General features: G+C 65.7%; 14 protein-coding genes. 5 read left to right on the top strand and 9 right to left on the bottom strand.

Translation table 11 applies throughout. The features are described from left to right. Nucleotides 1–20 precede the first annotated feature (20 nt). Together typA and FIU89_RS09575 are read left to right on the top strand one after the other, a co-directional pair. The gene (gene typA, locus FIU89_RS09580) at nt 21–1,841 is read left to right on the top strand and encodes a translational GTPase TypA (RefSeq protein ID WP_152492380.1); all 1,821 of its coding nucleotides are present in this window, start codon (nt 21–23) and stop codon (nt 1,839–1,841) included. Between the two features lie 3 nt (nt 1,842–1,844). After that, nucleotides 1,845–2,198: a cupin domain-containing protein gene (locus tag FIU89_RS09575; RefSeq protein ID WP_152492379.1), complete on the top strand. Its 354-nt coding sequence runs from the start codon at nt 1,845–1,847 to the stop codon at nt 2,196–2,198. Nucleotides 2,199–2,202: 4 nt separating this feature from the next. Here the strand turns inward: FIU89_RS09575 and FIU89_RS09570 are convergent, their stop codons facing one another. The 6 genes from FIU89_RS09570 to recA all read right to left on the bottom strand — a co-directional run bounded on the left by FIU89_RS09570 (nt 2,203) and on the right by recA (nt 7,840). Next, nucleotides 2,203–2,748, bottom strand: coding sequence for a histidine phosphatase family protein (locus FIU89_RS09570; RefSeq protein WP_152492378.1), 546 nt, complete (start codon nt 2,746–2,748; stop codon nt 2,203–2,205). Between the two features lie 29 nt (nt 2,749–2,777). Then, a complete protein-coding gene (locus FIU89_RS09565; protein WP_152494469.1) occupies nt 2,778–3,245 on the bottom strand; it encodes an MOSC domain-containing protein in 468 nt (155 codons plus the stop codon). Nucleotides 3,246–3,268: 23 nt separating this feature from the next. Continuing rightward, the gene (locus tag FIU89_RS09560) at nt 3,269–3,556 is read right to left on the bottom strand and encodes a DUF1330 domain-containing protein (RefSeq protein WP_057789179.1); all 288 of its coding nucleotides are present in this window, start codon (nt 3,554–3,556) and stop codon (nt 3,269–3,271) included. Between the two features lie 12 nt (nt 3,557–3,568). Continuing rightward, the gene (locus tag FIU89_RS09555; protein WP_152492377.1) at nt 3,569–3,853 is read right to left on the bottom strand and encodes a DUF1330 domain-containing protein; all 285 of its coding nucleotides are present in this window, start codon (nt 3,851–3,853) and stop codon (nt 3,569–3,571) included. Nucleotides 3,854–3,877: 24 nt separating this feature from the next. Further along, the gene (gene alaS / locus FIU89_RS09550) at nt 3,878–6,559 is read right to left on the bottom strand and encodes an alanine--tRNA ligase (protein ID WP_152494468.1); all 2,682 of its coding nucleotides are present in this window, start codon (nt 6,557–6,559) and stop codon (nt 3,878–3,880) included. Between the two features lie 201 nt (nt 6,560–6,760). Next, complete coding sequence (gene recA, locus FIU89_RS09545; protein ID WP_152494467.1) at nt 6,761–7,840, bottom strand: recombinase RecA; 1,080 nt, start codon at nt 7,838–7,840, stop codon at nt 6,761–6,763. Nucleotides 7,841–8,043: 203 nt separating this feature from the next. Between recA and FIU89_RS09540 the strand changes: the two genes are divergently transcribed. Beyond that, a complete protein-coding gene (locus FIU89_RS09540) occupies nt 8,044–8,688 on the top strand; it encodes a gamma-glutamyl kinase (RefSeq protein WP_152492376.1) in 645 nt (214 codons plus the stop codon). Between the two features lie 152 nt (nt 8,689–8,840). Here the strand turns inward: FIU89_RS09540 and FIU89_RS09535 are convergent, their stop codons facing one another. From FIU89_RS09535 to FIU89_RS09525, 3 genes are all read right to left on the bottom strand, one after another. Beyond that, nucleotides 8,841–11,030 carry an ATP-binding protein gene (locus FIU89_RS09535; protein ID WP_152494466.1) on the bottom strand — a complete coding sequence of 730 codons (2,190 nt, stop codon included), beginning with the start codon at nt 11,028–11,030 and terminating at the stop codon, nt 8,841–8,843. A gap of 230 nt (nt 11,031–11,260) precedes the next feature. Next, nucleotides 11,261–12,427: an RsmB/NOP family class I SAM-dependent RNA methyltransferase gene (locus FIU89_RS09530; protein ID WP_152492375.1), complete on the bottom strand. Its 1,167-nt coding sequence runs from the start codon at nt 12,425–12,427 to the stop codon at nt 11,261–11,263. A 191-nt stretch (nt 12,428–12,618) separates the two neighbouring features. Continuing rightward, the gene (locus FIU89_RS09525; RefSeq protein WP_152492374.1) at nt 12,619–13,155 is read right to left on the bottom strand and encodes a DUF421 domain-containing protein; all 537 of its coding nucleotides are present in this window, start codon (nt 13,153–13,155) and stop codon (nt 12,619–12,621) included. A gap of 146 nt (nt 13,156–13,301) precedes the next feature. On the opposite strand from FIU89_RS09525, the gene FIU89_RS09520 reads away from it, so the two are divergent. Continuing rightward, nucleotides 13,302–14,159, top strand: a complete 858-nt coding sequence (locus FIU89_RS09520; RefSeq protein ID WP_172978193.1) for an SDR family oxidoreductase — start codon at nt 13,302–13,304, stop codon at nt 14,157–14,159. A gap of 154 nt (nt 14,160–14,313) precedes the next feature. Continuing rightward, complete coding sequence (locus tag FIU89_RS09515) at nt 14,314–14,793, top strand: superoxide dismutase family protein (RefSeq protein WP_254701869.1); 480 nt, start codon at nt 14,314–14,316, stop codon at nt 14,791–14,793. Nucleotides 14,794–15,080: the final 287 nt, after the last annotated feature.

Raw genomic sequence — 15,080 nt, 5'->3', positions numbered from 1 at the left:
AAACCACCAAGGATACCCCAATGGACCTGCGCAATATCGCAATCATCGCCCACGTCGACCACGGCAAGACCACCCTCGTGGACGAGCTTCTGAAGCAGTCGGGCGCCTTCCGCGCCGGACAGGCCGTGGCCGAACGCGCGATGGACAGCAACGACCTGGAGCGCGAGCGCGGCATCACCATCCTGGCCAAGGCCACATCGGTCGAGTGGAAAAAGACCCGCATCAACATCGTCGACACCCCCGGCCACGCCGATTTCGGCGGCGAGGTCGAGCGTATTCTCAGCATGGTCGACGGCGTGGTCCTGCTGGTCGACGCCGCCGAAGGCCCGATGCCCCAGACCAAGTTCGTCACCTCCAAGGCGCTGGCCTTGGGCCTGCGCCCCATCGTGGTTCTGAACAAGGTCGACAAGCCCGATGCCGAGCCCGACCGCGCGCTCGATGAATGCTTCGACCTCTTCGCCGCGCTGGATGCCGACGAGGATCAGCTCGATTTCCCGCATATGTACGCCTCCGGTCGTTCCGGCTGGGCCGATCACGACCTCGATGGCCCGCGCAAGGACCTCTCGGCGCTCTTCGACCTGATCGTCAACCACGTGCCCGCGCCCAAGCAGGTCAAGCAGGCCGACGACGATTTCCGCATGTTGGCCGTCACCCTTGGTGCCGATCCCTTCGTCGGCCGCCTGCTGACCGGCCGCGTCGAATCGGGCCGGCTCAAGGTCGGTGCGACGGTGCAGGCGCTCAGCCGCATTGGCCAGAAGATCGAGCAATTCCGCGTGACCAAGATCCAGGCCTTCCGCGGCCTTACGCTTCAGGACATCGACGAGGCGACGGCGGGCGATATCGTCAGCCTTGCAGGCATGTCCAAGGCCACCGTGGCCGACACGATCTGCGCGCTGGCGGTCGAGGAACCGCTGTCGGCCCAGCCCATCGACCCGCCCACCATCTCGGTCACCTTTGGCATCAACGACAGCCCGCTTGCGGGCCGCGACGGCAAGAAGGTGCAGTCCCGCGTGATCCGCGAACGTCTGATGAAAGAGGCCGAAACCAACGTCGCCATCAAGGTCACCGACACGCCCGGCGGCGAGGCGTTCGACGTGGCGGGCCGCGGCGAATTGCAGATGGGCGTTCTGATCGAGAACATGCGCCGCGAAGGTTTCGAGCTTTCCATCTCGCGCCCCCGCGTCCTGATGCGCGAAGGCGAGAACGGCGAACAGCTTGAACCAATCGAGGAAGTCACCATCGACGTCGACGACGACCATTCCGGTGCGGTGATCGAGAAACTGACCGGCCCCCGCAAGGGCGAGATGACCGAGATGAAACCCGCCGGCGCCGGCAAGACCCGTATCATCGCGTTGGTCCCTTCGCGCGGCCTCATCGGCTATCACGGCGAATTCCTCACCGACACGCGCGGCACCGGCGTGCTGAACCGCGTCTTCCATTCCTGGGCGCCGCACAAGGGCGCCATCCCCGGCCGCCGCGCCGGTGTGCTGATCTCGATGGAATCGGGCGAGGCCGTGGCCTATGCGCTCTGGAACCTCGAGGATCGCGGCCGCATGTTCATCGGCCCGCAGGAAAAGATCTATCAGGGCATGATCATCGGCGAGCACAGCCGCGAGAACGACCTGGAAGTGAACCCGCTGAAAGGCAAGAAACTGACCAACGTGCGCGCGTCGGGCACCGACGAGGCCGTGCGCCTGACGCCGCATGTCCAGATGTCGCTGGAGGAGGCCATCGCCTATATCGACGACGACGAGCTGGTCGAGGTCACGCCCAACGCGCTGCGCCTGCGCAAGCGCCACCTCGACCCGCACGAGCGCAAGCGCGCCGCCAAGACCGCTTAAACTGTGGCCGATAAACCCCTTAAACTGACCCGCGCTGACTGGGCTAAAGATGCCAACAGTTGGACGGGTCATTTCGAAGGCAAGGATCTCGGCACCGATATCACCGTTCTTTTTGTAGAGTTCGAAGAAACGGGCAAGGGCCCGCCCCTGCATACGCACCCGTATGACGAGGTGTTCATCCTCCGCGAAGGCCGCGCCCGCTATACCATCGGCGACGACGTGATCGAGGCCGAGGCGGGCGATGTCCTGCGCGCGCCCGCCGAGGTGCCGCACAAATTCGTCAATCTCGGTCCCGGCCGGTTGGTGTCGACCGATATCCATCTGTCTCCGGAATGGATTCAGACCGATCTTGAATGAAACGTCAGGGCGAGACTGCGATCCGCCCGACAACCTCCAGCCCGTCATCCGTGCGCCGGGTCACGATAATCTCGCCCGAGGTGGTGCCGGTGCCGCTCAGTTCCGACACATTCACTTGGTGCGTCACCAGTAAAAGCCGCGCATCTTCGGGCGTCTTGGCGATCCGGGCCATGACTTCCGCCGCCTGTCCTTCGGGATCACCCTGCCCCGCGAAATGCGAGTTGAGCGCGGGGAATTCCTCGGGCGTGCCCATATCGAGAAGCTCTGCCGTATCGACGCAGCGGCACCATTGGCTGGTCCATACGGCATCGAACTGAATACCCGCTTCGCGCATCGCAGTGCCGATCTGCCGGGCCTGCTCGCGACCCCGTTCGTCCAGCACCCTTTGCGTGCTGCAATCCTCCAGATCGAAATTCGCCGGATCGCCGACGCCGGGCGCCAGTGCATGGCGCATCAAGGCCACCGTGCCCGGCTCCTTCAACAGGCTCCAGTCCTGCGCAGCCACGGCCCCCGGCAGGATCAGAATCAGGATCAGGGAAATCAGTCGCATCGGCACCTCCGTTCAGATCGAAGGAAATTCTAGGCCGTGCCGTTGTCGGTTCCAGCCCGTGCGACGCTATCGCCCACCGCGATCCGCCCCGGTTCCAACACCCGCGCACACCACCCACCATGCCCGCGCATGGCGTTATACCCGCCGTGCCCAAGTGCCGTTTCCATCCGCGAACAGGGCGCACAAGGCGCGGTGACCTCGATCACGGCCTTGCCGATCCGAACGGGATGATTGCGCAAGGCGGTCAGGTTGATGCCAGAGACCACCACGTTGCGCCGCAACAACTCGGGCGGTACTTCGCTGATCCCGGCCAGCGCCGCGATCACCTGTAGATGCTCCGCCTGGATCAGCGTCAACGCGCGTTTCCCGGCCCGTGCATGGTCTCCGTCAAGGCCCGCCTCACCCAGATCCGCCACCTCGACGCTCACCGGATCGGCCAATCGCTCCGGCCGCAGCCCGATCCACGCCACCCGGCCCTCGCCCGCGTGCCGCGCCATGATTTCGGCCAGTCGGCCCTGCACTATTCCGAGGTTTCCACGATCACCAGATCACGTTCGGACGCGTTCCGCGCATGGTCCAGCGCCTCTTGATAGGCGTCCGAGCGATAGCACTCCTCCGCCGCCTCCAGCGAGGGGAACTTGGCCACCACGTTGCGCGCCCGGTCGTTGCCTTCCAGCTGCACGTACCGCGCGCCGCGGGCGATGAAATGCCCGCCATGCGCCTCGATCGCCGGACCGGCCAGCTTGGCATAGCGGCCATAGGCCTCCTCGTCGGTCACGGTCACATGGGCAATCCAGAGTGCCGGCATGTCTTTAACTCCTCAAACTCCGTCCACGATGACGATATCGCGCTCGCTCGACGAGGTCGCCATGGGCAGGATGCGCTGATACGCCTCCGAATTGTACCAGTCCAGCGCCGCCTGGTGGTCGGGGAACTCGATGATCACGTGCCGGTCCGGGCTGATCCCCTCGACCTGCGTCTGGGTGCCGCCCTTGGCCAGGAACCGACCGCCGAAGGCCTCGGCCAGCGCCACGGTCTGGCTGGCATAGGCCTTGTAATCCTCGGGATCAGTCACGTTGATCCGCGCAATCAGGTAGGCCGCCATGTCGTTCCCCTTCTCACGCGAGCCTCAGCCCTGCAACACCTGTTCCGCCGCCGCGATGGCGGCTTCGGCGTTGTCGGTGCTCGCCGCCCCGCCCTGCGCCATGTCGGGTCGGCCTCCGCCGCCCTTGCCGCCCAGCTCCGCCACGGCGGCCCGGACAAGATCGACCGCCGACAGGGTGTCGGTCAAGTCCTTCGTCACGCCCGCGGCCACGGCAGCCTTGCCATCGGCATCGGCAATCAGCAGCACCGCGCCCGAGCCGATCCGCGTCTTCATCTCATCCATCAGCGGCGGCAGGTCGCGTCCCGACACGCCAGACAACACTTGGGCCAGGAACTTCACGCCGTTCACGTCCTTGGCCTCGGGGCCAGACGTGCCACCGCCGCCCATGGCCAGCTCGCGCTTCAGCTGCGTCACCTCGTTGGCCAGCGCCTTGCGCTCGTCCATCAGAGCGCGCACACGGTCCAGCACGTCGCCCGGCTGCGCCTTCAACTCCGACGCAAGTGCCGCCATGCGGTGATCCTGCTCGCTGAGGTACCGGAAGGCCTCCGGCCCGGTCAGCGCCTCGATCCGGCGCACGCCGGAACTGGACGCGCCTTCCCCCACCATGACAAAGAGGCCGATATCGCCAGTCTGCCGCACATGGGTGCCGCCGCACAGCTCGATGGAATAGGTCTGCCCGTCCAGCCCCTTGGCCGAGCCATCCTCGGACCCCATCGAGACCACGCGCACCTCGTCGCCGTATTTCTCGCCGAACAGCGCCTGCGCCCCGATCTCCCGCGCATCATCGGGCGTCATGATCCGGGTTTCGACCTTGCCGTTCTGGCGGATGAAGGCGTTGACCTCTTCCTCGACCTGGCGGATCTCCTCCAGCGTCAGCCCCTTGCCATGGCTGAAATCGAACCGCAGCCGGTCGGGCGCATTCAGGCTCCCGCGCTGCGCCACGTGATCGCCCAACGCCTTGCGCAACGCCTCGTGCAGCAGGTGCGTGGCCGAATGGTTCGACCGGATCGCGGTGCGGCGGACATGGTCCACCTCCAGCTTCACCGGGTCGCCCGGACTAAGCGTGCCGCCCTCCTCGAACGTTACGAAATGCGCTGACAGGCCGCCAGCGCGCTTCTGCACGTCACTTACCCGTCCCGAAAATTTTAGGATGCCGTTTGCGAAGCTACGCACGAAGCCATGGTCTGCCACCTGACCGCCCGCCTCGGCGTAGAACGGCGTCTGGTTAAAAACGACCCAAGCCTTGGGATAGTTATGGTTTAAGCTATTTGAAAGTTCGCCATCCACGACGATCGCCTGCACCACGCCCTCGGCGGTTTCGGTGTCGTACCCCAGGAAATCCGTGGCACTGTGTTTCTCGGCCAGATCGAACCAAACGGTCGCGTCGGCCGCCTCGCCACTGCCGGACCATGCCGCGCGGGCCTTGTCCTTCTGCTCTTCCATCGCCGCATCGAATCCGGCCACATCCACCTCGCGGCCCTTCTCGCGCAGCGCATCCTGCGTCAGGTCCAGCGGAAAGCCGTAGGTGTCATAGAGCTTGAACGCCGCCTCGCCCGGCAGCGCCGCGCCATCGCCCAGCTTGCCCAACTCGTCGTCCAAGAGGCGCAGACCCCGGTCCAGCGTCTGCTTGAACCGCTTTTCCTCCAGTTCCAGCGTTTCCTCGATCAGCGGCTGCGCCCGGCCCAACTCGGGGAAGGCCTGGCCCATCAGCCCGACCAGATTGGACACCAGCCGGTACATCACCGGGTCCTGCGCGCCCAAGAGATGCGCGTGCCGCATCGCCCGCCGCATGATCCGGCGGAGCACATAGCCGCGCCCCTCGTTCGACGGCATCACCCCGTCTGCAATCAGGAACGACGTCGAGCGCAAATGGTCCGCGATCACCCGGTGATGCACGTTGCCGGGCCCGTCCGGCGCCCCATCCGTCACATGCGCGCTCGCCTCGATCAGGCTGCGCATCAGGTCGGTGTCGTAATTGTCGTGCTTGCCCTGCAACAGCGCACCGATCCGCTCCAGCCCCATGCCGGTGTCGATCGACTGCATGTCCAGATCCACCTGGCTGCCATCCTCGAACCGCTCGTTCTGCATGAAGACGAGGTTCCATATCTCGATGAACCGGTCGCCATCCTCCTCCGGGCTGCCCGGAGGGCCGCCCCAGATCTCGGGCCCGTGGTCATAGAAGATCTCGGTGCACGGCCCACAGGGGCCTGTCGCGCCCATCGACCAGAAATTGTCATCCGTGGCGATGCGAATGATCCGGTCATCGCTGAGGCCCGCGTGCTTCTTCCATATCTCCGCCGCCTCGTCGTCGGTGTGATAGACCGTGACCAGGAGCTTCGACTTGTCGATCCCGAAATCCTTGGTCAGCAGGTCCCACGCATAGGGGATCGCCTCGCGCTTGAAGTAATCGCCGAAGCTGAAATTCCCAAGCATCTCGAAAAACGTGTGGTGCCGCGCGGTATAGCCCACATTGTCGAGGTCATTGTGCTTGCCCCCCGCCCGCACGCATTTCTGGCTGGTGGTGGCGCGGGAATAGTCGCGTTTCTCGACGCCGGTGAACAGGTTCTTGAACTGAACCATGCCGGAATTGGTGAACATCAGCGTCGGGTCGTTGCGCGGCACCAGAGGGCTGCTCGGCACCACCTCGTGGCCGTTGCGTTCAAAGAAACTAAGGAAGGTCGAGCGGATCTCGTTGAGCGTGGGCATGAAGGTCTGGTCCGAAGGCAAAAGTTGCGTCGAACCCGTGTAACGCCAAGCCATTTGACTGTCCACAGAAGGTGGCGGTCCGAGTCGCGCGCGGCGCCCGGAAAAGAGGAAAGGCCGCCCCGTCGGACGGCCCTTCCCCGAATATTCTCCGCCACCCGTCGGTGGCGCGGGCCCTTTCCGGAGTGGGCCGTCTCCGTTCCGTCAGTCGTCCAGCACGTCCTCGGCGGTCGCGTCCGCGCCGCCTGGAATGTTGAAATCAAGCCCGTGCGCGCCACGGATTTTGTCCTCGATCTCGTAGGCGATCTTCTTGTTTTCCTTCAGGAAGTTCTTGGCGTTCTCGCGGCCCTGGCCGATGCGCTCGTCACCGTAGCTGAACCAGCTGCCGGACTTTTCGACCACGCCGGCCGCCACGCCCAGGTCCAGCAATTCGCCGGTCTTGGACACGCCCTCGCCATACATGATGTCGAACTCGACCTGCTTGAAGGGCGGCGCGACCTTGTTCTTGACCACTTTCACGCGGGTCTGGTTGCCCACCACCTCGTCGCGGTCCTTGATCGACCCGATCCGGCGAATGTCCAGCCGCACCGAGCTGTAGAATTTCAGCGCGTTGCCGCCCGTCGTCGTCTCCGGGCTGCCGAACATCACGCCGATCTTCATGCGGATCTGGTTGATGAAGATCACCGTGCACTTGCTGCGGCTGATCGAGCCGGTCAGCTTGCGCATGGCCTGGCTCATCAGGCGGGCGTGGACGCCCACGCTGCTGTCGCCCATGTCGCCCTCTAGTTCCGATTTCGGCGTCAGAGCGGCGACGGAGTCGACCACCACCATGCTCACGGCGCCCGAGCGCACCAGCGTATCCACGATCTCCAGGCTCTGCTCGCCGGTGTCGGGCTGCGAAATCAACAGTTCGTCCAGATCCACGCCCAGCTTCTTGGCATAGATCGGGTCCAGCGCGTGCTCGGCATCGACAAAGGCGCAGACGCCGCCCTTTTTCTGTTCCTCGGCCACGCAATGCAGCGTCAGCGTCGTCTTGCCCGAGCTTTCGGGGCCGTAAATCTCCACGATCCGGCCCTTGGGCAGCCCGCCGATGCCAAGCGCGATGTCAAGCCCCAGCGAGCCGGTCGAGGTCGATTCGATGTCCTGCGCCGGGTTGTCGGCGCCCAGTTTCATGATCGACCCCTTGCCGAATTGCCGTTCGATCTGCGCCAGCGCGCTGTCGAGCGCCTTCTGGCGGTCTGCTTGCTTCTTGCTGTCCATGTTCAAAAGATCTGCCGTTGCCATACCTGTCATTTCCCTTATTTCACACGCCAGACGGGGCGTCTATCGCTGTCTTCCCGCCGTCCGGCCGCTGCTTTCGTTCACCTCTTGTTCCACACGTTATGGAGACAAAAGGAGAACATTTCAACGAATTTGTTCCTTTCCGATGTTTGCAGCGATGGGTTAAAGAGGGGTTACCAAGAGCAGGCAAGCGGGCGAAATCTTCTATGCTGGTGTTTTCAAACGAAAAGCTCGTGTTTCTGTCGGTCCCCAAGACCGGCACCACCGCCTACGAGGCCGCCCTTGCGCCGCGCGCGGCCATCGTCGTGCGCCAGCCGCCCGAGCTGAAGCACGCGCCGGTCTTTCGCTACAACCGCTTCTTCCGCCCGGCGATCGAGAAATTCATGGGAGAGGGATTCGACGTGCTCGCGGTGATGCGCGATCCGCTGGACTGGCTGGGCAGCTGGTATCGCTACCGTCAGCGTCCGGGCCAGGAGCAGGCCCGCAATTCCACCCACGGGATCAGCTTCGACGCCTTCGTCACCGAGTACATGAAAGGCAAGCGCGCCGCCTTTGCGCAGGTCGGCTCGCAGACGAAATTCCTCGAGCCGCAGAACAACGGCACCGCGGTCACCCATCTTTTCCGCTACGAGGATCAGGACGGGCTGCGGCGTTTTCTCGAAACCCGTCTCGGGATCGAGATCGAGACGCGGCGCATGAACGCGTCCCCGGACATGGCGCTCACCCTCTCGGCCGATGTCGAGGCGCGCTACCGCCGGAAATTCGCGGTCGAATACCAACTCTACGACGGAATCGGCGCGGACGGCGCCTTCGTGCCGCTCGCCAACGGGGTTCTGCCGCCGCATCACTGAGGCAGCCGCAGGCGGCATCGCGTGCCCTGCGCAGCGCATCCATCCGAAGTGGTGTCTCAGGGCAAGAGGGCGCGGACACCGTCTTTCCCTGATGTGCTCGACATAACGCATCCCGGAAACCACCGGGATCCCGCCTGCGCCGGTCCGCGCCGTCAGCCCTGGGCCAGCTGGTGCTGGACGGTCTCGGTCAGCTCGGTGAGGGAAAAGGGTTTGGGCAGAAAAGTCGAATTCGGGATTCGCGACTGGATCTCGCCGAACGCCTCCTCCGCATAGCCGGACATGAACACGACCTGCGTCTCCGGGCGCTCCTCCAGGGCCTTCAGCACCCAGCTCGGGCCGTCGATCCCCGGCATCACGACGTCGGAGACGAAGACATCGACCTTCAGCGACGTATCCTCCAGAAGGTCGAGCGCCGATTCGGCCGAGTCGGCCTCCAGCACCGTCATCCCGCGCAGCTGCAACGCGCGGCTGGCGAAGGCCCGCACGGGCGCCTCGTCTTCCACCAGCAGCACCACGCCGTCGGTCTTGGCCGCGAGGGCCGGCGCCGGGTCCGCCTGGGCCATCGGCGTGTCGACGGTTTCATGCGCCGGAAGCAGCACCTGGAAGGTGGCGCCCTTCCCTTCGTGGCTGTCCACGAAGATGAAACCGCCGGTCTGCTTCACGATCCCGTAGGCCGTGGACAAGCCGAGGCCCGTGCCCTCGCCGGTGCGCTTGGTGGTGAAGAACGGCTCGAACACCTTCTGGATCTTGTCCTGGGATATCCCCTGCCCCTCGTCCGTGACGCTGACACGCACATAGCGGCCCGGCGCCACCACCGCGCGGTCGCGGCGCAGCGGTTCGTCCAGGGTGACGTTCTCTGTGGCGATGCGGATGTCGCCGCCCTCCGGCATGGCGTCGCGGGCGTTCACCACGAGGTTCATCAGCACCTGTTCCAGCTGCCGCTTGTCGGCGCGGATCGACCACAGAGTCGGGTCGTGACTGAGCGACAGGATCACCCTCTCGCCCACCAGCCGGTTCAGAAGATGCGTCAGTTCCGACAGCATGTCACGCAGGTCCATGACCTCGGGGCGCAGCGTCTGCTTGCGCGAATAGGCCAGCAGCTGGCTGACCAGGGCGGCGGCCCGGTTGGCGTTCTGGTTGATCTGCACAAGGTCGCCGTAATCCGGGTCGCCCTGATCGTGGCGCAGCAACAGCAGGTCGCAATGCCCCGCGATGGCGGTCAGCAGGTTGTTGAAATCATGCGCCACGCCGCCGGCCAGTTGCCCGATCGCCTGCATCTTCTGGCTTTGCACGAACTGCTCTTCCAGGGTCTTCAGCTTGGTCGCGTCGTTCAGCACCGCGATCAGAACCGTCTCGCCCGCCTCCATCGCGCGGTTGAGCGTGACCTGCACGAAGGTTTCGCGGTCGTCGCGCCTGACCCGCAGGAATTCCGAATGCACCCCGCCCCGACCGGCGGCCGCGTCATCGAGCCAGTCCGGGATCGACCGGCCGAGCCCCTCCATCAGGTCCGACAGCGTCTTGCCGCAGCACGCCTCGGCGCCCAGAAGGTCCCGCGCCGGGCGGTTCGAGATCTGAACCTCGCCGTTGCGCGCCAGTTTCAGCAGCGGCACCGGCAATTCGTCGAAGAATGCCCATCCGTCCGGCTGCCGCTCGGTCGGCGCCACGCCCGGCAGCAGGAACACCTCGCGCCGGCCGGCCACGCCCTCCAGCTCGACGACGAGGCAGGCCGTCAGCCCCTGCGCGGTGGTGATGTCGTTGATCTGGCCCGAGCGCAGGGGCATCTTGGGAAAAATGCGGTCGAGCGTGCGCGCCCGTTCACCCACCAGTTCGCGCGCCGCGGAATTCATGAACAGAACCGCCCCGCCCCGGCCCACCGTCAGCATCGGCAGCGGCACCGGATCGGCCTCGCGCGAGGGGCGGTCGGCGGATTTCTCGATCCGCCAGATATATCGGTCCGCCGCCGCGCGGTGCACGCTCAGCCGCAGATGTCCCGCCCGCGTGACCACATCCTCATGCGCCGAGCCGCGCAGGTCGGCCCGGCTTTCCAGGCGGTAGAGGATCGGGCCGGGGTTGGCGACGGTGTGCTTCAGTGCCCCGGCCAGCGTGCTGGCCTCGTCGGCCGAAAACGCGGTCTGCGCCGCGCGGTTGGCGTATTGGATGTCGCCCTCGCGCCCGGTCAGGATGGCCGGCGTCGCGTCTTCCCCCATGAAATCCGCCGCGGCCTCCACCAGGCCCTTGCGAAACCGCGTTTCCGCCGCGTGGACGATGGCGATCCAGAGCGCCGACATCAGCAGGATCGCGCCGAGAAAAAGGCATGCGACCTGCAACCGCGGATCGGGCATCACGAACGCGCCCGCGCCAAACCCCAGCCCCGTCGCCAGAACGGTCCTGGAGCGCGGCCTGATCCGCGACGCGGCATCGCGCAAGGGCAGTACGGTTCCGGTAATCGAAGCCAACCGGCAAGTCTCCAGCAATCCATCTCCTGTCGCCTGTCTTAGGCGGCAGGATTTAACGTTAGATTAACGCTGAAACGGCGAACACGTCTAGGTTGCGATTGCCAGTGTCGGCTCTGCTATTGCGGCTTGCGCAGGACCGACAGGAAAAAACCGTCTCCCACCTCCGACACCGGCCAGTGCCGGGTGATCTCCTGCACCCATCCCGAAGACGCGGCGAGAAAGGCGGCCACCTGGCCCGCGTTCTCCTCGTCCAGCACCGAACAGGTGGTGTAGGCCAGCATCCCGCCCGGCCGCACCAGCGCCTGCGCCTCCTGCAGGATGCTCCGCTGGGTCCGGCACAGGTCGGCCAGACGCTCGGGCGTCAGGGTCCACTTCGCCTCGGGCGTGCGCCGCCATGTGCCGCTGCCCGAACAGGGCACGTCGCACAGCACGAGGTCGAAGGGCGCCGTCCCGCTCACCGCGCCCGCATCGAGCAGGGTGACCGTCACACCGGCGCGCGCAGCGCGCTGTGGCAGGTCGCGCATCCGCCGCGGCGCGGCGTCATGGGCAAACCACGCGCCTTCGATCCGGGACGCCAGCGCCAGCACCTTGCCGCCGCCGCCGGCGCAGTAATCCAGCCCCCGTGCGCCCGGGGGCACCTCCAGCGCGGCCATGGCCGCCTGGCTGCTGGTGTCCTGCACTTCCACAAGCCCGTCGCGATAGGCCCGCGACTGCGTCACCCGCCGCGCCTCCGCGGTCACCAGGACCGCGCCCTTGATATCCGGCACCGGATGCAGCGCGATGCCGTCTTGCTCAAGCATATCAATGACATCGGCGTCGGTCTTCAAGCCCGGATTGAGCCGCAGGCAAACCGGCGCGCGATGCCGCAGCGCCTCCGCCGCTCGCGTCGCCTCACCGCCAAGGCTCGTCGCGAACCGCTCCCACAGCCAGTCCGGCAGATCGCGCGTCTCCTGCGGCGTCGGCGTCCGGCCCGCGTGGCGCTCGACAGGGTCGAGCGGCGCGGGGGCATGTCCCTCGCCGGAGAAGATCGCATCGGTGTCCTCACCCGCCCCGCGCAGCAGGCCCAGCATCAGCGCCCGCCCGCTGTCGCCGCCGCCCAGGGCCGCGCAGGATCGCCTGCGGCGCAGCACCGAGAAGACGTGATCGCGCACCGCCGCGCGGTCTTTCGATCCGGCATAGCGCGCACCGCGCGCCCAGCGGGTCAGCGCCTGTTCGGCGGCCATCCCGCTGGCCACGGAATCGAGCACCTCGATCGCGGCCTGGACCCGGGCCGCCGGGGTCATGTCATGCCCCGGGCCCTGTCGCGCGGCCCGATGATGACCGCCGCATCAGTCAATGCGGAAATCAGGGCTGTCGCGGGTGATCTGCACGTCGTGCACGTCCGTATCATTCCACTGATCTGCCCTTGTTTTGTTAACCGATCTTCACTCCGCCGCATCGGCGAACATCGGTCGATCATGCTCATTTCGCAGGTCTACACGCGTGAACGGCTGGAGGGAAGGCCGCCAGATCCGTTGCCGCGAACCGCCTCCGGCCCTGCGATGACGGAAAAGGAGCCGTCGGATTCCAGGATGACGGCAGCAACCGTCTCCGGGTCGCGCTGCCCTTCCGTGCGCACAATCGTCTCGAGTTCCGCTTCGGTGACCCGGGCGCGCTTCATCGCGCGCGGCAGGGTCTCGCCGTCGCGCAGCAGCAAGGTCGGCTCCGAACGGACGATGCGCGCGAACGAGGTCGAACGCACCGACAGGACCGTCACGCCGTATTGCAATGCGATCAGCAGCACCAGCGCCGTCACGCCCTCTGCCAGTGCGACGTTCTTGCTGAGAAGGATGGTGGCGAGGGTCGACCCGAGAGCCACGGTAACCACTAGGTCGAACGCGTTGAGTTTCGCGAGGGTCCGTTTGCCGGACGTCCGCAACGCGACGACCAGCGCCACATAGGCAAGGGTGCCGACGATCGCGGTGCGCAGGATCCCGCTCCACCCCTGAAACAACATTTCCGACCAATCCATGACGTTCTCCATTCGTGACGCATTTGTGCTGTCTACCTAACCCCCGTTCCTCGCCGGGACAGTTTTCCTTTTGGACGCAGCCCCGGAAGGCGCGGGAACATTGGAACATCGCGGCCGTTGACTCCCCAGCACCAACCCGGAGAAGCCTGATGAATTATCCGAAGCCCCCCTTTCCCGAGCAGCCTCAGGGCACGCCCGGCCGTACCGATCAGATGGAGCCGTGCCCCGATCACGGCGAAGACAGCTACAGGGGGTCCGGCAAGCTTGAAGGCATGGCCGCCCTCGTGACCGGCGGCGACAGCGGCATCGGCCGCGCGGTGGCGCTGGCCTACGCGCGCGAAGGCGCCGATGTGATGATCTCCTACCTGGAAGAGCACGACGAGGCGCATACGACACGCGCCTTGGTGGAAGACGCCGGGCGGCGGGCCTATGTCATGCCCGGCGACATCCAGAGCGGCGATCACTGCCGGGCGCTGGTGCGCGACACGCACGAGGCCTTCGGACGGCTCGACATCCTGGTGAACAACGCCGCCCACCAGATGCATTTCGACACGCTGGAGGACATCCCGGACGAGGAGTGGGAGATGACCTTCCGCACCAACATCCATTCGATGTTCTATCTCTGCAAGGCGGCCGTCCCGGTGATGGAAAAGGGCGGCGCGATCATCAATACCGCCTCGATCAACTCCGACAAGCCCAACCCCGGCCTGCTGGCCTATGCCGCGACCAAGGGCGCGATCCAGAACTTCACCGTGGGCCTGGCGCAGATGCTGGCCCCGCGCGGCATCCGCGCAAACTGCGTGGCGCCCGGCCCGGTCTGGACGCCGCTGATCCCGGCGACGCTGCCGAAGGAGTCGGTGGCCCATTTCGGCGAGGACAAGCCGATCGGCCGCCCCGCACAACCCGCCGAACTCGCCACCGCCTACGTCATGCTGGCCGACCCGCTTTCAAGCTACACCAACGGCGCGACCGTGGAGGTCACCGGCGGCATTCCCATGATCTGACCGATGGCTGTCGTGGCCCCGGCGAGTCAGGCCAAATGAGGCCGACGGTTGCCGGTGGCCCCACGGCCGCCGCCCTGACAACACCAAGGAGGTTCCCATGACCAATCCATACCAACACTTGCGCCCTGCCCGGCTGCTGCTGCTTGCCTCGGCGATGTCGCTCGGCCTCGCCAACGTGGCACAGGCGCAGGACGCCGATGCGAAAGCGAGTTTCATCAACGCCGAAGGCACGGAGATCGGGACGGCTACCCTCACCGACACGCCTGCGGGGGTGCTGATCGAGCTCGACCTGGCCGAGCTGCCGCCGGAAACCTGGCATGGCTTCCACATCCACGAGACCGGGGAATGCGATGCCGAGGGCGGCTTCAAGTCCGCGGGCGGGCATCTCGCGAGTTCGGGCAACGATCACGGCTTCTTAACGGATGGCGGTCCTCATGTCGGTGACATGCCCAACCAGTATGTGGCCAGCGATGGCACGCTGAAGGCCCAGGTGCTCAATCATCAGGCGGTGCTGGGCGGCGAACAGGACAATCTGTCAGGCCGGGCGCTGATGCTGCACAGCGGTCCCGACGACTACGAGAGTCAGCCATCGGGCGATGCCGGCGAGCGCATCGCCTGCGCCGTCATCGAGTGACTCTTCGGCCACCCCGGCACCGGCCCGGTAACATACGGGGCGCGCGGGGTGACCGCCATCGGGACGAGTGCACCACGCTAGGACCGCAGTGCCGGTATCATTTCCATGATATCTTCTCCACTGCACGCGTCCGCCCTGTCCACTCGACGTGAGTGACTCAATGCGAGGCGGTTCAACATTTCCTCTTTCCCGAGACATCGGCGACTGACCGCCAGGATTGTTGGCGGTTTGGCGAGGAAGGATTACCCAGGCATTCGGAATGCGGTCATTCTTGAACGGAGTGTTGG

Source organism: Roseovarius sp. THAF27 (genome assembly GCF_009363655.1).
Lineage (GTDB): Bacteria > Pseudomonadota > Alphaproteobacteria > Rhodobacterales > Rhodobacteraceae > Roseovarius.
Note: the sequence above shows the minus strand (reverse complement) of the source record. Positions and strands in the feature narration are given on the sequence as shown.